Genomic DNA, 24,148 nt, shown 5'->3' with positions numbered 1-24,148 from the left:
CGCGGGCCGGCCTGCTGCCGCCACCCTGACCCGACCGGGGGACATGGGACGCGCGTAGCCACCCGCGGCCTGACAGCTCGCTTACCGTGCGCCGGTGCTCCGCTGGCTGTTCGGCCTCGTCGTCGCAGGGGTCCTGACCGCGTTCGCCGTCCTCCTGCTCACCGGCCAGTACCTCAACGATGGCCCGGTTGTCCTCCGGCTGGCCGAGGACCACGGCATCCACCGCGGCGACGTCTTCGTGGTCTGCGGCTGGGCGGCCGCGCTGCTGTCCGAGGCCGGCCTCCTGCTCACCGCCGGACGTCGCGAGTAGCGCTCAGTCCTCGCGGTCCCGCGCCAGCAGCACCTGCCGTCGCAGGTCGAAGCCCAGCAGCAGCAGCGCCAGCACCGCGACGCCCCCTGCCGCCCACGCGATCGGCGTGCCCAGGGAGCCGCCCACCCGGGCCCAGAAGACGACGGCCCGCACGTCGAGGACCACGACCAGCAGCAGCACCGTGTAGACGGGCACGGTGGCCCACAGCGACCGGGGACCGAACGCGCGGGCCACGGCGGTCAGCGGAATTCGCCGAGGTGGCCGGCCAGCGAGTCCTCCTGCAGGTAGCCCCACAGCGCCGCCGCGCGGCCCTCGTCGAGGTACTGCACCGGCGTCCCGCCCTCGACGCCCGGGCCGCCCACCGGAGCGGCCACGAACTCGGGGTCCCCCACGCCGCGGAACTCCCAGGCGGTCGCCACGAGGTCCTCCGACGCCAGCGAGTCGTCGACCTGCAGCGCGCCCGTCACCGAGTCCAGCAGGTCGCCCAGCCGCCCCAGGTCGGAGAAGGCGCCCCGCTCGCCCAGACGGGCGAACAGCGCCTGCACGACCTGCTGCTGGCGGGCCGGCGCCCCGGCCCGTGTCGCGGCGCTCGCGTCGCGCACGTAGGCCACCGCGGCGGCGCCGTCCATCTGCTGCGGACCGGCCGCGAACGTGTACCCCCGGTTGGCGTAGGGCTCCGGGACGTCGACGGTGATCCCGCCCAGCGCGTCGGTCACCGTGGCGAAGCCGGAGTAGTCGAGCTCGGCGTAGTGGTCGACCCGGACGTCGGTCAGCGTCTCCACCGCCCGCACGGCGCCCTGCGGCCCGTCCGCACCGAACGCGCCCTCGAGCGTGCTGCCCGTGCCGGCCACCCAGGTGTCCAGTGGAAAGGTCACCACCTGCGCGTGCTGCCGGTCGCCGGTCAGCCGCACCAGCAGCGCCGCCTCGGCGCGGGTCTCGCCGGTGGCCACGTCGGAGGGGTCCACGCCCACGACGAGGAACGTCTGCGCCTCCTGCCCGGTCGACGGGTCGGCCTCCGCCGGTGCGGGCCGGTCACCGCTGGGCAAGGCGTCCTCGACGCGGTCGACGTCCGACGCCACGTCGTCCACCTGCCAGGTGCCCAGGCCGATTCCCAGCCCGGCGACGACGACCAGCGCGCCGAGCAGCGCCAGCAGGACCTTCTGCAGCCGGGAGCGCCGCGCCCGGTGCCGGGCCCGGTTGCGCGCCATGCGCGACCCGACGACCTCGGGCTCGGAGCCGGACGGCGCCCCCTCCGACTCCACGGGCCCATCGTCAGCCGAGGCGGCGTCCCCTGCCACCGGCTGCGTCAGGCGACGAGGTCGACGGCGTGCTTGGCGCCGCAGCCCTCGCACAGCTCGTACAGGCGCACGTCGCCGTCGAACCGCGGGTGCAGCCGGGACAGCCCCCGGCGCGGCAGGCGCGACTCGGTCAGCACCAGACCCTGGTGACCGCAGAGACTGCAGGCGGTGCCGGTGTGCCCGATGGCCCGTCGCTCTCTCACACCGTCAGTGTCCCATCACTCTCCGAAGTGAGGGCGACAGGTCCGTCACACCGTCGTGTCGACGGCGAGGTCCCGCCAGAGGTCCGGACGCGCGGCGAACCAGTCGATCTCCCCGGCCAGGCCATCGTCGAGGTCCACCAGCGGCGCGAAGCCCAGCTGCTCGCGCCCCCGGTCGGTCCGCGTCAGGACGTCGGCCACGTACGGGCCCTCGATGTGCCGCGGCTCGGGCGCCTCCACCCCGCGGACGGCGAGCAACCGGCGCACCCGCTGCGCGAGGGCCACCGTCCGCTCCGCCGTCCCGCTGCCGCCGTGCACCAGCCGGAAGGCCGACCCGCCCCGCGGCGGGGAGGCCACCGCGCGCATCACCAGCCGCGCCGCGTCGGTGACGTGCAGGTAGTCGCGGCGCTCCAGCCCGTCGCCGGCGATCGTCGCCGGCAAGCCCGCCAGCCCGGCCCGCACGAACCGGGGCACCGCCCGCGGCACCGTCTCCCCCGGCCCGTAGACCGTGCTCATCCGCAGCACCGTCGCCTCGGGCCCGCCCGTCGCGGCCGAGATCCGCAGCTGGTCCTCCAGGGCGAGCTTGGCAGCCCCGTAGGCGTCGGCCGGCTCCGGCCGGACGTCCTCGTCCACCGGGCAGGGCGGCGTCCCGCCGTAGATCTCCAGCGAGCTGGTCAGGACGACGTGGCCGACCTGGTCCCCCAGCGCGAGCAGCAGCTCGAGCGGTCCGCAGACGTTGACCCCGAGCTCGTGCTCGGCCCGCCGCACCGGCGTCCCCTGCCCGGGCGGCACCGGCGCGTAGGCCAGGTGCACCAGGTGCTCGGTCCCGACCGCGCCGCGGGCCACCCGCGCCGCCGCCTCCGGCCGCCACCACTCCGCCTCCGGCAGCAGCCGCACCACGCCGTCCCGCACCGCCTGCCGGACCGGTTCCCGCCAGCCCGGGTCCGGCGCCACGATCGTCACCCGGCAGCCCGCCGCGACCAGCCGTGGGACGACGTACGAGCCCAGGAACCCGGTGCCGCCGGTGACCAGGACCGGCGTGCCGAACAGGTCGACACCGGGTTCGAGCTGCTCGGAGACCAGCCGCTCCTGGACGGTGTTGGTGCCGCGCACAGCCGGGCTCATGCGGTCACGTCGCGACGGTCTGGACGGCGCTGCGCACGGTGGCCTCCCCCTCTGCGGCGGGCCGGAGCGGCATCGGCGCGATCCGGAACACCCCCGTCCGTGGCGGAGGACGCTATGTGGCGCACCTCACAACCGAGCAGGGACGTTGTGCCCCAGCACAGCCGGCGGACGGCGCGCCATCACGGTGCGTGCGACCGGCACGCCGGGCCGGCGAGTCCTACCGCTCGGTCGGGAGGCTGGAGGCCGGCGTGCGGCGCGGTGCGGGGAGCTGGGCCGTCCGGCGCGGCTCGGGCACCGCCTCGGCCGCCCCGCGCGGCGCGGGCTCGGTCAGCGCGGCCCGCAGGGCGTCGGCGAACCGGCGCGCGGACGGCAGCGCCGGCACCGACGCCCGGCCGAGCGGGATGCCCAGGAACCGCGGACGCTCGACCAGGTGCTCGCCGACGGTCAAGTGCACCTGCCGCAGGCCCGGACCGGCGTCCTCCCAGCGGACCTGCAGCGCCATCTGCCGGACGAACCCACCCGGGCCGTGTGCCACGTACCGGACCACCGGGCCCGTCGCCTGCGTCTCGGTGATCGTCGTCTGCATGTACGCGCGGCCGGCCTCCGCGGCCCGCCGTCCGGCCTCGCGGATCTGTGCCGGACCCAGCCTCGTCTCGACCGTGAACGCCACGGCCGCGACGTCGTCCTCGACTGCCACGTGCTCCCCCGTCGCCCCCGCCAAGGCATCCCACCGTGCCCCCGCGGCGCACCCTACGGGCTGGGGACGACGGAACGGGGCCGTCTCGTCTCGGAGTCGGTCGCGTGTCGTCACCACTCCGGGTGGGTCCCGCCGTCCCCGCCTGCACACCTCCTCGGAGGCGGCCGATCCCGGGCTCATGTCCCTCGCACACAACCCGCTCGGGGTCTCGCTGCCCGTCTCGTTCCTCCTGCCCCCGGAGGACGACGCCACGAGCCTCCTGCCCGGCCCCAACTCGGTGTCCGCGCACCTGACCGAGTGGCTCGCCGCGGCGGCGCACACCCCCGGCGCGCTGATCGTCCTCGGGTTGCTGCGGCGGGACGACACCTGGCCCACCGCCACCAGCGCCCTCACCGCCGCCACCGCGGTCGTGGCCCGCTCCCTGCGCGGCGACGACTGGCTGGGCCGGTCGGGCCCGAACGAGTACGCCGTCTTCATCGGCGGCACCGTCGCGGCCGCCGGGACCGCCGCCACCCGCCTCACCGTCGCCATCGCCGCGCTGGGCATCCCCGGGCTGGGCGCCTGCGCCGGCGTCGTCGCGCTCGAGGAGGGCCTCTCCGCCCACGAGGCGATGCGCCGGGCGACGGTGAGCCTGCACACCGCCCGCGTCACCGGCGCGGGGACGGTCATCCGCTACACCGGCACCCGCTGATCCCGCAGACGGGCGTCCGCGACGGCGCGGGACGACCCCGTCAGCCCCTCCTCCGCCACCGCCGGGTCAGCACCCACGTCACCGCGGCCAGCAGCACCAGGCCGGTGACCCAGCCGGCGACCTCCGGGTTGCCGCCGAGCCCGACGCCGTCCCACACCGCGTAGCCCACGACGTAGCCCAGGACGACGACCAGCAGCGCGGGCACCGCGAGGACGAAGAGGGACACACCGGCCCTTCACCGGCGGCGCCCGGCGCGGACGCACATCGCCATGATGACGATACGCGGACGGGTCTTGCCTTCCGGGCGCGCTGAGGGACCCTCTCCTGGACGTACTGCTCTACCGAGGGTCGCGTCAAACTCTTGAGCAGGACAGCATCCGAGTTCGAAGAGGACACGCAGGGCGATGGAGCTGCCGGTGATCTGCCCCGGGTTCGTCCTCACCGCCACCGCGCACATCCGCAGCCTCGCTTCGGCACCGCGCGTCGCGGGACACCACTTCCTCAGCGGCTTCCTCCGGCCACGCTCGACGGTTCGCCGGGCAGGCGGTCGGCGTCTCGCTTGGCGGCGCCCCTGTGCGCCCCGGGGAGTTCCTGTCAATCAGGGCCGAGACTCCGCTCGCCATTTGGGCGCCCCACGAGCGCCACCGCTCCGACCTGCCAGGTGGGGCGGCTCACCGCCACCACTGTCGTCGTCGCCCCGCTCGCAGCGCCGCGGCGACTGGCTGGCACCGCTCTGCTGCCGGTTGCTCGGATGATGACCATCCTCCCACGCCTTGGTCCGCGACACGGCCGATCGGGACAGCGCGCCCGTGACCCACCTGATCTGTGTCTGCGACGCCAGACAAGCCGGAAACCGGTGACGTCACCACTTCGATTGTCTAGCCTCGTCGAATGGGATCGAGTCATGGATTCCTCGAGGTCCTGACCTTCGCGATGATCACCGCCAGTACGGCCACAGCTACTACAAGCTATAGCCCCGAAGACGCAGAGAAGGGCCAGCAAGGCCCATCGGGCAAATCGCGTCACTTGACACCACCAGCGGTGACGAGTGCGCGCTATCCGGTTCACTCGTCCATCGTCGCAACGACGTTCTGGGTCGGAGAGATCGCGGATCCTGATGCGGATGATGGCAGTCAGTTGATCTCTGCCTATGACGACAACTGGCTGGAGAGCTATGGCGGGTGCGACGGCGTCGAGATCGATGGCGTCTGCGAGACAGAGCGCCGCGTCGCCAGCAACAACTACTTCCCCACCCGGATGACGCCGAAGCAGAACCCCTTCTATCTCGATCTCCCGTTCGATGACGTCAACGACCCCTCGGCCGCCGCGCAGCGCAGCACAGTGGTGCCGTGGGCACACGACCCCGGCTGGGAGGAGAAGCTCACCGACCCAGAGCAATCCATCATGAAGAACCGCTGGGTCGCCATCCGCAAGGGGGAGCGAGTCTGCTATGGGCAGATTCAGGACGCCGGACCGAGCGTCTACGACGACGCACGCTATGTGTTCGGGACAGACGACGCTCGGCCCGCCAACCAGCGGTTCAACGGAGCCGGGATGGACGTCAGTCCTGCACTCAACGGCTGCCTCGGTTTCACAGATCTCAACGGCAGTGACGACCGCGTCGACTGGTGGTTCGTCGATGACGCCGATGTCCCAGACGGACCTTGGCTGATTCTGGTGACAACTGATTGACCACTTGCCTGGGCGAGCGACTGGTCGCTGCGACCGACCCGCCGGTGATGCCAGGTCGGCGTCCACGGCACGCAGTTGCGGTATTGCTCACAGCCATACCGCGGCCGACCCAACGCCTCGGAACGAGGGTGACGAAACCACGGAACCGTTCGAGACGGTGTTGCCCATCCCTTCTCTCACCTGAATGCTGTCGCCTACACCTGCCGTGGCTGTGCTGCCCTGACAGGGCGGGGGCGGCGTGGACATGGGCGGGTGCGCCACATCCCGGAGGTGTCCGTGGACACGAGAAGGTCTCCCGTGGCCCTGGCCAGCACTGTCCTGGTGCTCATAGCGGCGTCCATGGTGGGGCAGGTCACGCCGGCGGCAGAGGCAGCCCCCAACCCCACCGTGGTGACGCTGACGTTCGACGACGGTAACGCCGACCAGTTCCCGGCAGAGCAGACCATGACTGCGAACGGCTTGATCGGGACCTTCTACATCGTCACAGGGTGGATCGATGGGAGCGGATACCTGACCCGCGACCAGTTGAGCGCCATGGCCGAGGATGGCAATGAGATCGGTGGCCACACCGTGTCCCACCCGGATCTTACCCAGCTCCCTGCGCCCGAGGTCAGGGCGGAGATCTGTGACGGTCGCGCGGTGCTGGAGAGCTGGGGGTTCCAGCCCACCAGCTTCGCCTATCCCTTCATGAGAGCGATCCCGGCGATCGAGCAGGAGGCGGCGGACTGCGGCTACAACACCTCGCGCGGGCTCGTGGACATCGTCGCGCCGGGCAGTTGCGAGAACTGCCCCTACGCCGAGTCACTACCCCCTGAGGACCCGCAATACCTCAAAGCCCCCCGGCAGGTCGACTCCTCGTGGACGCTCGACGACATGAAGGCAGCAGTCACCAACGCAGTGGACCACGGTGGCGGCTGGATCATCCTGACCTTTCACCACGTCTGCGCCCCTGTCGGCAGCGCGGAGTGCCCGGCCATCTCGTCGACCACGCCAGCACTCTTCAACGAGTTCGTCTCCTGGTTGGCGGCTTTTCGAGCCGACGCGGCGAACAACACCGTCGTCCAGACCATCGACCAGACCGTCCGGCAGTACATGGGCACGGACTACCAGTACCGACCCGCTGAGGCGGTGGCGCCGAGACCGCCGGCGCCGGTGGGCGTCAATGCGTTGAACAATCCCTCGCTGGAGACCGATGACCCATCCACGGGGTTCCCGTCATGCTGGCAGCCCAGCCACTGGGGCAAGAACAACCATGCGTGGACCACTGTGTCACCGGGCCACACCGGCAACACCGCCAAGAGGTTGGAGATCACCGAGTACACAGACGGCGACGCCAAGCTGCTACCGACGCTGGACATCCACTCCTGCGCGCCAACTGTTGAGCCAGGCAAGGTCTACCAGATCAGCGTCTGGTATCAGTCCACAGGCAGGACCCAGTTTGCCCTCTACTACCGCGACGCTTCATTCCGCTGGGCCAACTGGGTGTTCAGCCCGTGGTTCGACCCCCCAGCTGCACCGACCGTGTGGACCGAAGCCACATTCACGACTCCTCCTGTACCGGCCGATGCGACCGCGATGACCTTCGGGCTCGTCCTGGGCGACAGCGGCACGCTCACGACCGATGACTACAGGCTCGTCGACTCCGGTCGCCCCGCCATCTCCCCGACTGCCTCAGATGACATCGGTTCAGCCCAAAGTGGGACGGCCGGCGCCGGTGGTGACGATGGGACGTCGATCTTGGATTCGCCCTTCGTTTGGACAGTGGCCGCAGTCCTGGCCCTGCAGATGGTCCTCTATGTCGGCCCCCCGTCGAGGCGCAGGCAACGGAACTCCCTGTGACGCGCCCCGCCCTCCTGGCATCCCAGAGCAACCAAGCAGCCATAGATCGGCGGCCCCGCCGCACGACGACATGGAGATGGTCGACTGTCGCTCAACGTTCGGCCGTGAAGCGCGCTCTCTCACTGCCGACCCGGCTCGGTCCCTCCACCAGTTGGGGCAGGTGAGCTGGGCCCACCCATCGGGGGACGCCGTCAGGAGGCCGCCGCAGCTCCGAGCAATCGGCTGGCGTCGCTCGAGCGGACCGACCGGCGGGCACCCGGGATCCCGATTCGCATCGCCCCGCCCTCCTGCGATCCGACGTGAGATGGCCCAGGGCTGCAGGGATCGTGGCGTCCGAACATCGTGCCAGTCGCGTGGACAGCGGAACTTCAGGAGGCACGGCTCGATGAAGCGGTGCGGCTCAGCAACGATCGCTCAGATCTGTTCTCCGCCCAGCTGACGGCATCCGACCGCCACTCGGGCGCCGTCGGCCGCCTGGGCGTAGGAGTCCGTCGGGTCAGGTGTGTGCGTGCAGGATGCAGCCGCTGGAGACGACACGCCCGGCTGCTGGCATCAGCCATGGCAGCTGCGGCGTGGACCGCGAGACCGACGCATCCACCGGTCTTCTCATCCACCTCCAGTTCGAGGCAGGGGACCGCTGCTGAAGCGTGAGACCCGTCCTTCATCACCGGCCGATCCCCCCTCCGCGCCGAGTGCACGGCGGTCGGCCGAGCCGGCCAGCAGCTGGCCGGCTCGCCCCTCCAGCAAGACAGCCTCTACGGCGTCCCGGCGGGCTCGACGCTCAGGATCGTCCGGGACCGTCACGCGTGAGCGGACACCCTCAACGGGTAATCCGGGGACGTCAGACAGGTGCCGGTCTCCAGGTCGAACCGCCAGCCATGCATGTCACACGTCAGCGTGGTTCCTTCGACGTGACCGAAACGCGCGAGGTCTGCACGTTGATGCGGACAGCGCTGCTGCACCGTCCAGCCGTCCAGGACCACGTCCCGGCCGTCGTCGCTCTGCTCGGCATACCACTTCTCCACGTAGTCGATGCGATCCTCGGACAGGCACGTGAAAAAGGTGAAGAGGTACTCGTTGTACGCGCCGATGCGTCGAGCCGAGAAGCGCATCGACAAGAACAAGCTGTTCTGCCAGTCAACCTCACGACGCTCGACGTTGGTAGCAACGAGTTCCTCTGGGAGCGACAGCTGGTAACGGCACGCCTCGCCATTCCACTCCCGGACCTCGGCGTGAGGGAAGTCCACCACGAGTGCCCGGCTGCCGACATTGAGCCGCACGGGACCGCCCACCCCGGCACGGATCCGCGCGGCGCGGCACAACAACGGCTCCCACCACGCCTTGAGCCGAGCCAACAGGTCCGGTTGGACATCGACCCACGATGCCTTCTCCCGCTCGATCTCCGGACGCCGACGGCGGGCGTAGTCACGGAGGTAGGTCTCCTTGTCCTCGAACATCGCCCGGATATCCGCCTCCGGGTGCGGCTGCGTCACCGTGCAGGCGCGGCCGGAGAGTTCCACCTGGGTCCCCGGCAGCAGGAGGTGACCGTTGTCGCGGCCACCCTCGGCGTAGGCCCGGAGGAACTCGTGCTGGTCGACGAAGATGCTCTGCTCGGCCATCCGGCCCGAACCGCGCCCGTTCAGCTCGCTCAGCTCGTCATCCAGTAGGCAGGGAGGACCAGCGAAGGGGAAGACGTGAGTGGCTCCGACCCCCTCGATGTAGCGGAGCGCTCGCTCTTCCTGCATGGCGCGCTTGCGCTGAGCAAAAACCCGCTTCGCGGCCGTCGGGAACTCGTACACCATCGGCCACCACAGCGCGCCGGAGAACTGCAGGAAGTGTGCGGAGTACGAGCCGAACCGCTTGAGCCGTTCGGTGTCCAGTGGGTGGGCGTCATTCTGGTTGAGGATGATCGTCTCGCCGTCGTCGAGGGAGAGCGCCGAATCCCCCACGGGACCGTCCCCCGGGCCGGTCAACGCAGTGATCATGATCCGCAGGCCATCCAGCTCGACCGGTTCTCCACTCCTCGTCCGCACGAGTCTCGTGAAGCCGAGGTCCCGTATACCGCTCTCGAGTTCATGCGTCGGGTAATCAGGCAACAAGACCGTGGCGTCTTTGCGGACGTGACGCCTCAATAGATCTGGATCGAAGTGGTCCTTGTGGAGATGGCTGATGTAGAGGTAGTCGGTTCGTCCGATCGCATCCCAGTCCAGCCACGTGTTGTCAGGGAAGGGAAACCACGACCCGAAGAACGCGGGTGATCTCCAAGGGTCACAGAGAACGGTGCCCGACGAGGTCTCGACAAGCAGGCCGGCGTGACCCAGGCCCGTGATACGCATTCCTCACCTCCTGATCGGTCAGTGCAATGATCGTGCCAGGAACTCCACCCTTTCTCGCCATTTTGCCATCACTTCGGGAGTCGTCGGCGCGCCGACTACCGAGAGTTTCTCCCTCCTCCCTCGACGCCTGCTGAACACCATCCGGCCAGGTTCGAATTGGCGGGTCCATGGGGTCAGATTGGCCGGTGCGGGGATACGCGAGCCGTCGTCTATATGGCCGTCGCCACGGACGCGAGCCAGATCAAGAGAGCGGGACGATCGAATCTCCGAACCGGGGAAGTGGTGCCATGGAGGCCCCGGCCCCGGCCCCGGCTCCGGCTCCGGCTCTGACTCTGGCTCTGACTCCAGAGATCGCGTCGATCCACTGCCTCATCGCCAAGGCAGACGTGTTCCTGGTTCATTGGTCGTCCACCTCTCGTCCACGTCATTGAGCACCAGCACTGCCACGCGGGTCTCGGAGTCGGATCCCCGGACGCTTCCGCCCTGGTCAGGCGACGTCTCTCCCGGGCTCCCCCGGTGCGATGGCGCGACGAGGGGGGCTCTGCCACTGGCCATTGGAGCGCTCCAGCCATGCACGCGGCAGCATGTACAGGGCCACAAAGGCGTCGGTCACGCGCATCGCCATGAAGAAGAGTCCGAGATAGAGATAGCGGGGACGCTTGTCCAGAAGAGCCACGAAACAAGTGAGGAGATAGTCGGGCAGCAATATACCCAGAACGATGAGCGTAAGATTGACGTGGTCGTCGATGGTGTCGGCGACATGTGCACCGAGATCAAGGCCCGCCACGGACGATAGCGCCGCCGCCCCCCAGACGAACAGAGTCAGCGGCACGAGGAGGAGAAATAGACTGCTCGTTATCAGCTCTGAGATGAGCACTACGAGCATGGCGCCGAACACACCACGCCGGGGGCGGTGCCGGCGCAACGTCTGCCAGAGACCGAGCGCCCAGCGCTTCATCTGTCGCACGTAGTCCCGGTAGCGATTGGGGTCCTGGGTGTACGCGCACGCCTGGAGCGAGAATGCGACCTGCCCCAGCCGTTTGGTGCAGACCTCGAAGGTCATGTTGAAGTCCTCGATCACCAACCCACCGGGGTTGACGTCGATCTGTTCGAGCACGCGGGATCGGTACATGCTCGCGCACCCCGGGATGATGTGCGTCGCACTGAGCCCTCGCCACGTCTGCCCGTACTTGAGCAGCCGTTGCATCAGCGTGTAGACGCGCTGCCGGTGGGCGACGATCATCGCGCCGATCGTGCTGAGCTCCGACGGCTGCCACCTCGTCTGTGTGCAGCAGGCGACAGCCACGACCCGAGGATCATCCAAGAGCGGAAGGGCCACCTCGAAATATCGGTGGTCGAGTTCGGTGTCCGCATCGACGATGAGCACGACCTCGAAGCGCTCGGAGAGCCGGAAGTGGGTGATGCCTTCTTCCAGTGCGCCCGCCTTCCCCACGTTCGTCCGGGTCTCGATGACGTTTGCGCCGGCCTTACGGGCCAGCTCGACCGTACGGTCGGTCGAGAAGTCCGAGACCACATGGACATTGCGGATGGGGACGAGCTCAGCGATTGCGCGGAGCGAGTGATCGATGACCAGTTCCTCGTTGTGAGCGGCCATGAGCACGGCGACGTCTGCGGTCGTGAGACGGCCCGCGGGCACGTCGCTCACCGGGGACAGCGATCGCACAGGAAGGGGGTGTCCCGGGACCTTCCCGCCACGGTGGTGACCGCGGCGGGTCTGGGACCGCCACCGAGCGATGCGCTCGTCGCACAGCCTCAGGAACCCGACGCTGCCCCACAGCACGAAGTTGATCCCGATGACGAGGACGAGGAGCAGCCAGAGGGTCATCGGATCCCCTCCTGGAGGTCCTCCCCGTCCTGGAAGGACGAGAGGAGGGGCCAGAGATGGTCGTCCTCGTCGCCGACGAGCCACAGGAACACCCCGCCCAGCTCGTAGGTCTGCGCCAGACCGAGCTTCAACGCGATGCTGTAGGCGTTCTCGAACCAGATGATGTGCTCGGCGCCGTCTGCGTCCCGGTATGTGAGCCATGGCGTCTGAGAGGCCGGGTCCCAGCGCACCGGCACATCGAGGTTGCGCGAGGTCGCATACGTCTGGAGCCAGCTGACCAACTGCCCCTCCGAGCCTGCCCAGCCATAGCCGTACGTCGGTATTCCCAGAACGACCTTCTGTGGGGGTACCTCTTCCACCGCGTAGGCGACGACGCTTCGCACCCAGTTCAACGGCGCGACGGGGCCAGGAGTCGAGCTCTGCCAGTGTCGGTCGTAGGCCATGATCCGCACCTGATCGGCTGCGCGCCCGATGGCGGCATAGTCCTGAGCGCGGTTGCGCTCGTCATATCCCTGGTCGGACTCCTTGGCGAAGACGTCGACGGCGAGGATCTTGTCGTCGAGATGCAGGGCATCCGCCAGCCGGGTGACGAAGTCGGAGAAGACCTCCCGGTCGGCGCTGACGAGGTTCTCGTAGTCGATGTCTATGCCTGCGTAGTCCTCCTGACGCACGAGCGTCACGATCGCCTCGATGTGTCGCTCCAGCAGGTCCGGGTCGTGAAGGAGCTCTTGGATCAGGTTCGGATCCCAGGCACCGTCCCGGGTGTTGGAGATGATGGGCACGATCGGGATGCCCTGCGACCGCACCGCATCGAGAGCATCCGGCACGGAGGTCCCATCCGGCTGCGGCCGGAGAACGATCTCGCCTGTGGGCGCCACCTCGTACAGGCTCGGGGACGCCCCGGTCAACGACGAAGCGTGCGCAGCGATCGTCTCGCTTCCCCTGTCGAGGTTCCACACCGGCATGGCCCCGACCACGTGGGGCGGTCCAGGTGTGTCGTTCGCGAACACGTTCGGGAACTTCAGCATCGTCCCGAGCACCACCGCGACGAGACCCAGGATGCACACCGTCAACACCACACGCCCGTCAGATGGCCTCCAGGGCCTGCGCCTCCGCACCGCCCGGTCGCCCGACTTCTCGGGCAGCACACTCCTCAAGGAGCGTCGCCTGTCGACTGCGACGCGCCCGGGTGACGGGTCGTCCTTCACGGCGTCGCGACCGCCCGCTCTTCGCCCCGGGGGGACGGCGTATCGGCGTCCCCCGACTGAGGGTCGTGGTCGCGCTGGAACGCCGCGACGTCGTCGATGATCTCGTCCAACGTGTATCGCGGTGTCCAGCCGATCAAGGCACGGATCCGGTCACAGTTGGGGACTCGGCGTTCCATGTCCTCGTAGCCCGGGCCATAGACGTCCTCGTAGTCCAGATGGACGACGCCGCTCAACGAGCCGGTGCGGGCGATCACGCGTTCCGCGAGTTCCTGGATCGAGACCTGTTCCGGGTTGCCGACGTTGAAGACCTGTCCGACAGCCTGCCGTGTCTCCATCAGGGCGATCAGTGCCGGCACCGCGTCGGCGACGTGGCAGAAGCACCGGGTCTGCGTTCCTGTTCCGTGCACCGTCAGCGGTTGCTGCAGCAACGCTTGGGAGACGAACCGCGGCATGACCATGCCGTACCGCCCTGTCTGCCGGGGCCCCACGGTGTTGAACAGCCGGACGAGGACCGCGTGCAGCCCGTGGTGCTGCACGTACTGGGCCGTCACGGTCTCGTCCAGGGCTTTGGCCTCTGCGTAGGACCACCGGCTCTTCAACGGCGACCCGAGGACTCGGTCGTCCTCTTCACGCAACCCCACTGTGGTGTTCTTGCCGTAGACCTCGCTGGTCGAAGCGACGAGGAGGCGGGCGCCGTACCGGGCGGCTGCATCCACCACGACCTCAGTGCCGCGCAGGTTGACCCGCAGACTGTCGAGCGTTCGGCGCTGGATCGTGAAGACGCCAACGGCCGCGGCCAGGTGGTAGACCTCGTCGACCCCGGCAACCAGCTCTTCGACGAGCCCCTCGTCGACGATGCTGCCCTGCACGAACTCCAGGGATCCGGGATCGAGACCTGCGAGGTTGTCACGTCGCCCGGTGCTGAGATCGTCGAGGACGACGACCTCGCGACCGGCGGTGACGAGCGCGTCGGCGAGGTGGGACCCGATGAAGCCGGCGCCCCCGGTGATCAGCGTTTTCATCTGGAGCCTCTCGGGATGGAAGGGGTCGACCCGGCGGTCAGACGACGTACCTCTGCGGCACGGTGTCGAAGCGATAGGTCGCGTCGAGGACCGTGGAGTGGCGCGACACCCAGGAGTAGTTCTCCTCCGGGTGCACTGTGTGCAGCAGGACGAGGTCCCACTCCGCCTCAGGCGCGGAGACATCGGACGCCATCGTGCGACCGTCCTGGAGCAGCATGGTCGGCACCAGGGGGTCGAAGTAGTGGACCCGGGCCCCCCGCTCCTCGAGGCCCTGGATGATCTCCAGAGCCGGCGTCTCGCGGACGTCCCGTACGCCCGGCTTGTAGCTCACTCCAACGACCAGGACGCGGGCGCCGGAGAGACCGCGGCCCAGGTCCGACATCAGCTCGACCGCCCGCGCCACCACCTGATGCGGCCGCTCTGCTATCGCCGCCATCGCCCGTTCGATGAGCGGTGCGGGAGTGCGCTGCCGGCGCAGTTGCCAGAGCAGGTAGTGGGGGTCGCACGGGATGCAGTGCCCACCGACGCCCGGTCCGGGGTAGCACGCGAGAAAGCCGTGCGGCTTCGTCGCCGCTGCATTGGTGATCTCGACAGGGTCCAGCCCCATCGACCTGCAGATGCCCGCAAACTCGTTCGCCAGGGCCAGAGTGACCGCCCGGAAGCTGTTCTCGTACAACTTGGTCATCTCCGCCGCTTCGGCCGAACTGACCAGGTGAACTGACTCGGCGAGGAGGCTGATGACGGGCACAGCTCGCTGTGCGCACTCAATGGTCACGCCGCCCACCACACGGGGCGTGACCATCTGGGCGTGCTCGACGACTCCAGGGTCGATCCGTTCCGGGCTGAACGCGATGAAGACGTCTTTTCCCACCATCAGGTCCCGCCTCGCGAGCGGAGCCACCAGGAGGTCGTTGGTGGAGCCCACGTACGTCGTAGACGTCAGGATCAGAAGCTGCCCCGGGCGAGCCGAGTCCACGACAGAGGCGCAGGCGCTGACCAGTGGGCGCAGGTCGGGGTTGAGATGTGGGTCGACGGGGGTCGGTACGCAGATGATGACGACATCGGCCTGCGATATGAGGGCGCCGTCATCGGTGATCCGGAAACCCGGGTCCTCAAGAGCGATGTCCAGCTCAGCCAGGTCTTCGGGCAGCAGGTCGACCGCCCGTCCTCGGATCGCCGCGAGACGCGTCGCGCTCACGTCGACGCCGATGACACGGACACCCTGGCGGTGCAGGGCCAGCGCGGTGGGCAGTCCCACGTAGCCGAGGCCGACGATGGCCACGGCGGAGACGCCGGGCTGACTGCGCTTCACGCGCAGAGGCGTGGTCTGGACAACGCCAGGTAGGTCGAGCTCGTTCGAGGTGGGCAGAGTGTCTGTCATGTCGACGTCTCCGGGGGTCACAGCACGGTCACGGACTTGGCGAGGTTGCGCGGCTTGTCTGCATCCCGGCCGAGGACGACCGCGAGGCAACGGGCGAGGTGCTGAAACGCAAGGACCGACTCGAGCGGTCCCCACGCTGGCGGGGGACCCGAGAGGATCGGGAAGGTGTCCTCGGAGCCGCTGCCGACCCGGATGACCCGGGCACCGCGGGAGGCGAGCTCGGCCACGGCGCCAGCGAGCCGCACGGGGTCCCCGCTCTCGAGCACCAGGACAGGCGTCCCCTGCTCTATGAGTGCGATGGGCCCGTGCTTGAACTCACCCGCGGGGATGGCGTCGGCGGTGCGGTAGGTGATCTCCTTGAGCTTGAGGGCGCCCTCGGCCGCATACGGGAGACCCGCCCCGCGCGACACGAAGAAGAACGACCTCGCCTCCGCCAGCTCTTCGGCCAGTGCAGTGGCGACGGGGAACGCGGTGGTGTGAGCCGACTCCAGGCGCCCAGGAAGGCTTCCCAGTCCCATCGCCTGCCGAGCCACGTCCCGGAGCCCCATGGCGCCGGTCGTTGCCGCACAGGCAAGCGCCAGCGCCACCCCGGAGACGACCTGCGTCGTGAAGGTCTTGGTCGCCGCGACCCCAATCTCCGGCCCCGCGCTGGACTCCAGCACCGCGTCGCAGCGGCGGGCCAGCGAGGAGTGCGGCCGGTTCGTGATGGCCAGCACGGGTCCGCGTACGTCATCCAGGGCGTGCAGGACGTCGGAGGTCTCCCCGGACTGAGAAACGGCGACAGTGAGCAGGCCCTCGGTCGGCCCGGGTGCCACCATCTCGTCGCACTCGGAGGCCACCACCGTCTCGGCGGGCACGCCGGCCAGCAGTCCGAAGGTGCGCGCCATCACCTGGGAGGCGTGCAACGACGTCCCGCAGGCGACGAAGCGCAGCCGAGCCGGCCGGGCGAGGCCGAGCTTCCGCCAGAGCCCCCCGTCGGCCACCTCGGGCAGCAGGCGTTCCAGGAGCCGGGAGACGACCGACGGCTGCTCGGCGATCTCCTTTTCCATGAAGTCCTCGAAGGCGCCGCACTCGACGTCCTCGGCCTCCCAATCGAGGCGCACGGTCTCCCGTGGTGGGACTGGGTGACCCATCGCGTCGAGCCACGTGATCTCGTCGCCCAGAACGACGACGTCATCGTCGTGCAGGACCTGTACGGCGCTCACCAACCCCGCCAGCGCCGTGACGTCGCTGGCCGCCAGGTGCCCGTCAGGACCGGAACCGACGACGAGAGGGGAACGGCGCGAGGCGAGGACGACCTGGGCGCAGAAGGCGGCCGTCACGGCCAGAGCCCAGGTGCCACGGAGGCGGCGGACGACACTCACGGTGGCCGCAGCGAGGTCCCCCGTCGTCGCGTACGCCTCCTCGAGGAGATGTGCCACCACCTCGGTGTCGACCTGCGACCTAAAGACGTGACCGCTCTCCTCGAGTTCCGTTCGCAGCGCGCTCGCGTTGTCGACGATGCCGTTGTGCACCACCGCGATCGCACCGTGGCAGTCCCTGTGAGGATGGGCGTTGTGCTCGGCGACGATGCCGTGGGTCGCCCACCGCGTGTGTCCGATGCCGATCCCCAGGTCCGCAGACGGACGCTCCTCGCCGATCCGGCGTTCCAACGTGGCAACTCGTCCGACTGAACGCACCGTGACCAGTTCGTCCCGGAAGATCCCGGTTACCGCGAGCCCGGCCGAGTCATAACCGCGGTACTCGAGCCGGTGAAGCGCCTCCAGCAAGCGTTCGGAGGCGTGCTCACGACCGCGACAAGCAACAATCCCGCACACGGGGGCCTCCGCGTTCATCAGCGGATTCGGGGGCATGGGCGAAGGACCGCTCGCACGCTTGGCCGCGAGAAGGGGACGGGCCAACGCTGCGATGCGTAGAGGCTGTCACCAGAGCGTGGAGGTCTCAGGCTCCGGACAGCTCACGACCACGGGAGAGGGCCGACATCGGCCCTCTCGAGTTGTCGAGCAGCCCGCCGCGCACCCCGCACCCTGTACGGGTTCCATGCAGCCGCTCGTGGTCTCGAGCGGTGGTTGCGGTGGGTCGTGCGCCAGGTCCGGGCTTCTCGTGGTCACGGGGAGGAAACACCACGGCGGCTCAAGAAGGAAGCCCTAGTTGCGCCAAAGCTCTAGTAGTCATCCGCTTACGGAACGATACCGGACCAGAACAGTGGAACTGATCACCTGGATACGGCAGAGTTCCGCGCCATGGGGGAGACCACCCACCCAAGCCTGCAAGACCGCTTGCAGCTCGCCGAGTCCTTGCTTCGTGCAATCGAGGAGGGCGTGCTGCCACTACAACGCCTGCTGTCGGAGGTCCGGAAGGAGGTCCAACGGGCACTGCGCGAGGAGCTCGCGTCCTCCCGCGACGAGGAGGTCTCCGCGCTTCGCCGTGAGGTCGACCAGCTGCGTGAGGGGATGACCTCGCGGGCGGCCATCGAGCGGGCGAAGGGCATCCTCATGCAGTGTCACGGGATCTCCGAGTCGCAGTCGTTCGACCTGCTCAACGAGATGTCCCACAGGCAACGACGGAAGTTGCGCGAGCTCGCCGCCGACATCGCCGGCGGACCCGTCGGCTCCCCGCCGGCGCGGAGCCCAACGGTCGCTGTTTCCGCTGAGTGCCCTGCCAACCGAGCTCCGCGGGGAACGGCAACTGGCACCGGTGACTCGTCAGCCGACGCGCAGCGTGGATCGACGGGAGGAGCGTCCCTCGCCTCGCGCGCGCCCTGACCGGCGGTCGAAGCCCGGACGCAGCCCTCAGCGGGTGACGGTCGACGCGTGGCCGTTCTGCCCGGCGGCCAGCCGCTCCCGCTGCGGGACCACGACGTACTTCGGGTCCCGGGTGCTCGCCAGTCCCGCCTCGAACACCCCGAACCGCGTCAGCAGCGACCCCGCGGCGAGCAGCACGCCGGACGCCACCGCGCCCGCCCGCCGCCGTCCGGCGACGACGGTCAGCGCCGCTCCCGCCGCGGTGCACGCTTTCGCCGCGCGCAGCAGGAGTCCGGGCCGGCCCTCGTGGTAGGGCTCGCTGACGATCCCGTGGTCGGTCTCCACCCGCTGGGTCACCGCCAGCTCGATCGCCGCACCGGCCACCGCCATCTTGCGGGCGGGCCCGGCCTCGGCCACCGGGGTCAGCGCCATCGCGATCCCGCCGCCGGCGGCCATCCCCGAGGCCCCGAAGAGGTACGGCAGCTGCTTGTACGCCGCGTGCCAGGACGGGACGGCGGTGTTGGCCAGCAGCACCCCGGTGTAGCTGGCCAGCGGCCCGCCGAACAGCGCCGCGACCACCCCGCCGAAGCGCTTGAGCCGCGGGAACCAGCCGAGCAGCTCCACCGCGGCCGTCGCCCCGGCCGCCGCGCTGAACGGCGACAGGATGTAGGTGCCCACCGACAGCGGCGACGTCGGCTTGAGCACCCGCAGCATGTGCAGGAACCGCTCCGGCCGGCCGAGGTCGTGCACGAGGAAGACCACCGAGGCGATCGCCCCGCCGCCGGAGACCAGCCGGGTGACCCGGGTCAGGTGGGGGCGGTCGGTGAGGTCGGCGATCGCCCCGAGGATCGACGACGACCCGGCCGCGCCGCCGAGGAACAGGTACAGCGGGACGTCGGGGCTCTTCCAGATCGGCGTCTTGACGATCTGCCGGCCGTAGTACGAGGTGAACTCGGCCTCCTCGACCATCGGCACCTCGCCGCCGGGCCGGCCACCGCCCCGGCGACGGCGCCGCTTGCCGTTCGCCGTGACGTCCGAGCCCCCGGCCCGGCGCCAGCCCGCACCCGGCGTCTCGACCCCCTCGGTCATGCCGCCACCTCCCGGGGCAGGGATGGCCATCTCTGCCCCATCAGCGAGGCCTCCTCGAGCCGAGCACGGCCGACAGCGCCACGCCGACGATCATCGCCGCGGCGGCTCCGGCCGCCCTCCACATGGCGGGCAGGTCGCGGGTGGTCACCACCGGGTCCGGCGGCAGGCCGTAGACCTCCGGCTCGTCGAGCAGCAGGAAGAACGCGCCGTTGCCGCCGACGCCGTCGTCCTCGTCCCGCCCGTAGAGCCGGGCGGTCTCGACGCCCTGCGCCTTGAGCGTGGCCAGCCGCGCGTCGGCCCGGGCCTGCAGCTCGTCGAGGTTGCCGAACTGGATCGACTGGGTGGGGCAGGCCGTGGCGCACGCGGGCTGCAGGCCGTCGGTCAGCCGGTCGTAGCAGAGGGTGCACTTGAACACCCGGCCGTCGCCCTTGCGCTGGTTGATGACGCCGTACGGGCAGGATGCGACGCAGTAGCCGCAGCCGTTGCAGATGTCGCCCTGGACGACCACCGTGCCGAACTCGGTGCGGAACAGCGCCCCGGTCGGGCAGACGTCCAGGCAGCCGGCGTGCGTGCAGTGCTTGCAGACGTCGGAGCTCATCAGCCAGCGGATCTGCTTGTCGGTGCCCGACTGCCCGGTCTGCGGGTCGTACTCGGTCAGCGCCTCGGCGTTGAGCACGCTGGCCTGCGCGTCGGCGAGGCTGTCGCCGGTCGCGTTGGACGGCGAGGGCGCGGTGTCCTGCCGGTCGTCGCCGGGCCGGCCGAAGGTCGGCATCGGCAGGTCCACCGGGCGGCTCTGCTCGATGAACGCCACGTGCCGCCAGCTGTTGGCGCCCAGCTGGCCGGTGTTGTCGTAGGACATCCCGGACAGCCCGATGACGTCCCGCGTGCCGTGCGAGTCGTCCATCGGCAGGAGGTTCCACTCCTTGCACGCCACCTCGCAGGCCTTGCAGCCGATGCACACCGAGGTGTCGGTGAAGAAGCCCACCCGCGCCGGGTGGTCGGCGTCGTAGCCGGCCTCCCCCTGGACGTCGGGCAGCGGCCCGAACAGCCGGTGGTCCGGGTCGCGCCCGGTGAAGGCCGGGCTCGCCGAGCTGATCGAGGTCACAGCTTCGATCCCTCCCCGGCGGACGCCTCGACCGGGTCGCGACCGTTCCGGCCGACCCGCCCCGACGCCACCCCTGCCCGCCGCCGGTACTCCTCCACGAACTCCACCAGCTCCGGCCCGCGTGGCCGCCGTCCGGGCCGGATGTCTGCGGTGCTGACCTTGTCCTCCTGGATGTGGGTGTTCGGGTCGAGCACGATGCCCAGCAGGTCGTTGGCGGAGTCCCCGGTGGAGATGCCGCTGTAGGACCAGTGGTAGGGCATGCCGATCTGGTGCACCACCGTGCCGTCGCGCAGCCGGATGGGCCGCATCCGCTCGGTGACCAGCACCTTCGCCTCGATCGCGCTCCGCGTGCTGACCAGCGTGGCGTACTCGCCGTTCCTGAGCCCGCGCAGCTCGGCCAGCTCGGGGCTCACCTCGACGAAGAACTCCGGCTGGAGCTCGGCCAGGTACGGCAGCGTGCGGCTCATCCCACCCGCGGTGTGGTGCTCGGTGAGCCGGTAGGTGGTCACCTGGAACGGGAAGACCTCGCTGCGCGGCGGGTTCTCCCGGTTCCACGGCCCCTCGATCCGCTCGATCGTCGGGTTGGCCTGCTGCTTGTAGAACGCGTTCTCCACGACCGACTCGGCCGCCTCGTAGTGCGTCGGCAGCGGGCCGTCGACCAGCCCCGCGGGGGCGTACAGCCAGGCCTTGCCGTCGCCCTGCATGACGAACGGGTCGTTGCCGGCGAGCGCGTCCTGCGCCCGCGCCCCCTCCGGCGGCACGTAGGACGGCGCCTTGGTCGCCTCGAAGTCGGGGACGTCCTCACCGACCCAGCGGCCGGCGTCGGCGTCCCACCAGACGTACTTCTTCCGCTCGCTCCACGGCCGGCCCTCCGGGTCGGCCGAGGCCCGGTTGTAGAGCACCCGCCGGTTGTACGGCCAGGCCCAGCCCCACTCGGAGGCGACCGGGCCCTGCTCGCGGCCGGGCTTGCGGCGGGCGGCCTGGTTGACCTCGTCGGCGTAGACGCCGGAGTAGATCCAGCAGCCGCAGGACGTCGAGCCGTCGTCCTCGAGGTCCATGTACCCGGAGACGGCGCGGCCGTCCGGGCCCACCCCGTTGATCTCGCGCAGCACGGCCTCGGCGCTGGGCTCGTCCTCCGGCCCGTGCACCGGGTAGTCCCAGGTGATGTCGAGCAGCGCGCGGTCGCGCGGGTCGGTGGAGTCCTTCAACCGTTCCCGCAGGATGCGGCCCAGGTGGAAGTAGAACCACAGGTCGCTGCGGGCGTCGCCCGGCGGGTCCACCGCCTTGTGCCGCCACTGCAGCACCCGCTCGGTCTGGGTGAACGTCCCCTCCTTCTCCGCGTGCGTGGCCGCGGGCATGAAGAAGACCTCGGTGGCGATCGACTCGGGTGCGAGCTCCCCTGTCTCGATCTCCGGGGACTCGTTCCAGAAGGTCGCCGACTCGATCAGCTGCAGGTCGCGGACGACCAGCCAGTCGAGGTTGGCCAGGCCGAAGCGGTTCATCCGGCCGTTCGGGTGCCCGACCGAGGGGTTCTCCCCGACGAGGAAGTAGCCGGAGACCTTTCCCTTGATCATGTCGGCGATCGTCCGGTAGGAGCTGTGGTCGCCGTCGATCTTGGGCAGGTGGTCGAAGCAGAAGTCGTTCTCCGGCTGCGCGGCGTCGCCGAACCAGGCCTTGAGCAGGTTGACCATGTAGGTCCGCTTGTTGCCCCAGAAGCCGGCCTTGCCGGCCGCGTCGGCGACGTAGTCCTCCAGCGTCTGGTGCTGGAGGGCGTGCGGCATGGGCAGGTAGCCCGGCAGCAGGTTGAACAGCGTCGGGACGTCGGTCGAGCCCTGGATGCTGGCGTGCCCGCGCAGCGCCATGATCCCGCCGCCGGGCCGGCCGATGTTGCCCAGCAACAGCTGCAGGATCGACGCCGTCCGGATGTACTGCGCGCCGACGCTGTGCTGCGTCCAGCCCACCGAGTACACCCACGCCGTCGTCCGGTCGCGGTTGCTGTTCTCGGTGATCCAGCGGGCGACCTGGGCGAACACCTCCGGCTCGATGCCGCAGACCTCGGCGACCATCTCCGGGGTGTAGCGGGCGAAGTGCCGCTTGAGCACCTGGAAGACGCAGCGCGGGTGCTGCAGCGTCTCGTCCCGCTTCGGCTTGCTGGCGATCGGCGGGCCACCGCTGCCGGCGGCCTGCGCCCGGTCGGCCTTCTTGACGTCGGGGTGCTGCTCGGTGGCCTTCTGCTCGGCGGCCTCGGCCGGGGAGTCGGAGGAGGAGTGCGGCGGCTCCTCCGGCTCGTACTGCCAGCTGGACTCGTCGTAGGTGCGGGTCTCCGGGTCGAACCCGGAGAAGACGCCCTCGAGGTCCTCGGCGTCGACGAAGTCCTCGCCCACCAGCGCCGCGGCGTTGGTGTAGGCGACCACGTACTCCTTGAAGTACAGGTCGTTGTCGAGGACGTACTTGATCAGCCCGCCGAGGAACGCGATGTCGGTGCCGACGCGGATCGGCACGTGCAGGTCGGCGATCGCGCTGGTCCGGGTGAACCGCGGGTCGATGTGCACGATCTTCGCGCCGCGCGCCTTGGCCTCCGATACCCACTGGAAGCCCACCGGGTGGCACTCGGCCATGTTCGAGCCCTCGATGACGATGCAGTCGGCGTTCGCCAGGTCCTCGAGGGTGTTAGTGGCACCGCCACGTCCGAACGAGGTCCCCAGACCGGGGACCGTGGCGGAGTGCTATATGCGCGCCTGGTTCTCGATCTGGATCGCGCCCAGGGCGCTGTAGAGCTTCTTCATGAGGTAGTTCTCCTCGTTGTCGAGGGTCGCCCCTCCGAGGCTCGCTACTCCCATGGTCCGGTTGACGCGCTTGCCGTCGTTCTCGTCCTGCCAGCCCTTGCGGCGGGCCTCCAGCACGCGGTCGGCGATCATCTCCATCGCCGTGTCGAGGTCGAGGTCCTCCCACTCCGTCCCGTACGGACGGCGGTACCGGACCTTCGTGACCCGGGTCGGGCTGGTCACCAGCTGCTTGCTCGCGCTGCCCTTGGGGCACAGCCGGCCGCGGCTGATCGGGGAGTCCGGGTCGCCCTCGATCTGGACGATCTGCTCGTCCTTCACGAAGATCCGCTGCCCGCAGCCGACGGCGCAGTAGGGGCAGACACTCTGCACCACGCGGTCGGCCGTGGCGGTACGGCTGACCACGTTCTCGGTCGCCTTGCTGCGGGCGGCCCTGCCGCGTCCCAGCGGGTCGGGGCCGGTCAGCTGCCGGAACACCGGCCACGCATCGAGCCAGGTCTTCACCTCCTCGACTCTGCCACCTCGCCGCCGATCCGGCGCATCGAGGTGCACGGACCGTGCAGGTCACAGCGGAACCGACCCGTCCGTCCCGCGCGCTTCCGGGCGCCCCCTCTCGCGTCGATCACGCGGTCGTTGCCGCCGCGCCCGGCGTGTCCTCCCGTGTCGCCTGCGACAAGCCCATGATCAACGGGGAGGCAGACCGGCTGATCAACGCGGGAAGACCTCGACCAGACGGTGACCAGACGGAGACGCGGGCAGGGGGCGTGGTCAGGGCCTCCCCG

19 protein-coding genes and 1 pseudogene are annotated in these 24,148 nt (G+C 69.7%); 5 read left to right on the top strand and 15 right to left on the bottom strand.

From position 1 onward, the window contains the following. Positions 1–94: 94 nt before the first annotated feature. Positions 95–310: a hypothetical protein gene (locus ACI79D_RS20125; RefSeq protein ID WP_456920253.1), complete on the top strand. Its 216-nt coding sequence runs from the start codon at positions 95–97 to the stop codon at positions 308–310. A gap of 3 nt (positions 311–313) precedes the next feature. Here the strand turns inward: ACI79D_RS20125 and ACI79D_RS20120 are convergent, their stop codons facing one another. From ACI79D_RS20120 to ACI79D_RS20100, 5 genes are all read right to left on the bottom strand, one after another. Continuing rightward, positions 314–544: a hypothetical protein gene (locus ACI79D_RS20120; RefSeq protein WP_456920252.1), complete on the bottom strand. Its 231-nt coding sequence runs from the start codon at positions 542–544 to the stop codon at positions 314–316. A 5-nt stretch (positions 545–549) separates the two neighbouring features. Next, positions 550–1,572, bottom strand: coding sequence for an LCP family protein (locus ACI79D_RS20115; protein WP_456920251.1), 1,023 nt, complete (start codon positions 1,570–1,572; stop codon positions 550–552). A gap of 44 nt (positions 1,573–1,616) precedes the next feature. Further along, positions 1,617–1,811, bottom strand: coding sequence for a hypothetical protein (locus ACI79D_RS20110; RefSeq protein WP_456920250.1), 195 nt, complete (start codon positions 1,809–1,811; stop codon positions 1,617–1,619). Positions 1,812–1,856: 45 nt separating this feature from the next. Next, the gene (locus ACI79D_RS20105; RefSeq protein ID WP_456920249.1) at positions 1,857–2,933 is read right to left on the bottom strand and encodes an NAD-dependent epimerase/dehydratase family protein; all 1,077 of its coding nucleotides are present in this window, start codon (positions 2,931–2,933) and stop codon (positions 1,857–1,859) included. Between the two features lie 217 nt (positions 2,934–3,150). Next, positions 3,151–3,630: a hypothetical protein gene (locus tag ACI79D_RS20100; RefSeq protein ID WP_456920248.1), complete on the bottom strand. Its 480-nt coding sequence runs from the start codon at positions 3,628–3,630 to the stop codon at positions 3,151–3,153. A gap of 178 nt (positions 3,631–3,808) precedes the next feature. Between ACI79D_RS20100 and ACI79D_RS20095 the strand changes: the two genes are divergently transcribed. Then, a complete protein-coding gene (locus tag ACI79D_RS20095; protein WP_456920247.1) occupies positions 3,809–4,321 on the top strand; it encodes a hypothetical protein in 513 nt (170 codons plus the stop codon). Between the two features lie 40 nt (positions 4,322–4,361). Here ACI79D_RS20095 and ACI79D_RS20090 read toward each other — a convergent pair whose 3' ends face one another. Beyond that, on the bottom strand, positions 4,362–4,547 hold the full coding sequence (locus ACI79D_RS20090; RefSeq protein WP_456920246.1) for a hypothetical protein: 186 nt from the start codon (positions 4,545–4,547) through the stop codon (positions 4,362–4,364). 815 nt (positions 4,548–5,362) lie between these two features. Here ACI79D_RS20090 and ACI79D_RS20085 point away from each other — a divergent pair. Next, on the top strand, positions 5,363–6,013 hold the full coding sequence (locus ACI79D_RS20085; protein WP_456920245.1) for a hypothetical protein: 651 nt from the start codon (positions 5,363–5,365) through the stop codon (positions 6,011–6,013). A gap of 297 nt (positions 6,014–6,310) precedes the next feature. Continuing rightward, the gene (locus ACI79D_RS20080) at positions 6,311–7,852 is read left to right on the top strand and encodes a polysaccharide deacetylase family protein (protein WP_456920244.1); all 1,542 of its coding nucleotides are present in this window, start codon (positions 6,311–6,313) and stop codon (positions 7,850–7,852) included. A gap of 800 nt (positions 7,853–8,652) precedes the next feature. On the opposite strand, the gene ACI79D_RS20075 is transcribed toward ACI79D_RS20080, so the two are convergent. The 6 genes from ACI79D_RS20075 to glmS all read right to left on the bottom strand — a co-directional run bounded on the left by ACI79D_RS20075 (position 8,653) and on the right by glmS (position 17,480). Beyond that, positions 8,653–10,188: a Rieske 2Fe-2S domain-containing protein gene (locus tag ACI79D_RS20075; RefSeq protein WP_456920243.1), complete on the bottom strand. Its 1,536-nt coding sequence runs from the start codon at positions 10,186–10,188 to the stop codon at positions 8,653–8,655. Between the two features lie 487 nt (positions 10,189–10,675). Beyond that, on the bottom strand, positions 10,676–12,034 hold the full coding sequence (locus ACI79D_RS20070) for a glycosyltransferase family 2 protein (protein ID WP_456920242.1): 1,359 nt from the start codon (positions 12,032–12,034) through the stop codon (positions 10,676–10,678). After that, a complete protein-coding gene (locus ACI79D_RS20065) occupies positions 12,031–13,101 on the bottom strand; it encodes a glycosyl hydrolase family 18 protein (protein WP_456920241.1) in 1,071 nt (356 codons plus the stop codon). The genes ACI79D_RS20070 and ACI79D_RS20065 overlap by 4 nt, the downstream gene beginning before the upstream one ends. A gap of 137 nt (positions 13,102–13,238) precedes the next feature. After that, on the bottom strand, positions 13,239–14,264 hold the full coding sequence (locus ACI79D_RS20060; RefSeq protein WP_456920240.1) for an NAD-dependent epimerase/dehydratase family protein: 1,026 nt from the start codon (positions 14,262–14,264) through the stop codon (positions 13,239–13,241). A gap of 37 nt (positions 14,265–14,301) precedes the next feature. Next, complete coding sequence (locus tag ACI79D_RS20055) at positions 14,302–15,645, bottom strand: nucleotide sugar dehydrogenase (RefSeq protein WP_456920239.1); 1,344 nt, start codon at positions 15,643–15,645, stop codon at positions 14,302–14,304. Between the two features lie 17 nt (positions 15,646–15,662). Continuing rightward, positions 15,663–17,480, bottom strand: coding sequence for a glutamine--fructose-6-phosphate transaminase (isomerizing) (gene glmS / locus ACI79D_RS20050; protein ID WP_456920238.1), 1,818 nt, complete (start codon positions 17,478–17,480; stop codon positions 15,663–15,665). Positions 17,481–17,888: 408 nt separating this feature from the next. Here glmS and ACI79D_RS20045 point away from each other — a divergent pair, with 408 nt between their 5' ends. Beyond that, on the top strand, positions 17,889–18,410 hold the full coding sequence (locus ACI79D_RS20045) for an ANTAR domain-containing response regulator (protein WP_456920237.1): 522 nt from the start codon (positions 17,889–17,891) through the stop codon (positions 18,408–18,410). A 27-nt stretch (positions 18,411–18,437) separates the two neighbouring features. Here the strand turns inward: ACI79D_RS20045 and nrfD are convergent, their stop codons facing one another. The 3 genes and pseudogenes from nrfD to fdh form a co-directional block, all read right to left on the bottom strand. After that, the gene (gene nrfD, locus ACI79D_RS20040; protein WP_456920236.1) at positions 18,438–19,478 is read right to left on the bottom strand and encodes an NrfD/PsrC family molybdoenzyme membrane anchor subunit; all 1,041 of its coding nucleotides are present in this window, start codon (positions 19,476–19,478) and stop codon (positions 18,438–18,440) included. Positions 19,479–19,518: 40 nt separating this feature from the next. Continuing rightward, a complete protein-coding gene (locus tag ACI79D_RS20035) occupies positions 19,519–20,583 on the bottom strand; it encodes a 4Fe-4S dicluster domain-containing protein (protein ID WP_456920235.1) in 1,065 nt (354 codons plus the stop codon). Continuing rightward, positions 20,580–23,870, bottom strand: a pseudogene (gene fdh / locus ACI79D_RS20030) (formate dehydrogenase). Before fdh ends, ACI79D_RS20035 begins: the two are co-directional and overlap by 4 nt. Positions 23,871–24,148: the final 278 nt, after the last annotated feature.

The organism is Geodermatophilus sp. SYSU D00708 (assembly GCF_054050115.1).
Note: the sequence above shows the minus strand (reverse complement) of the source record. Positions and strands in the feature narration are given on the sequence as shown.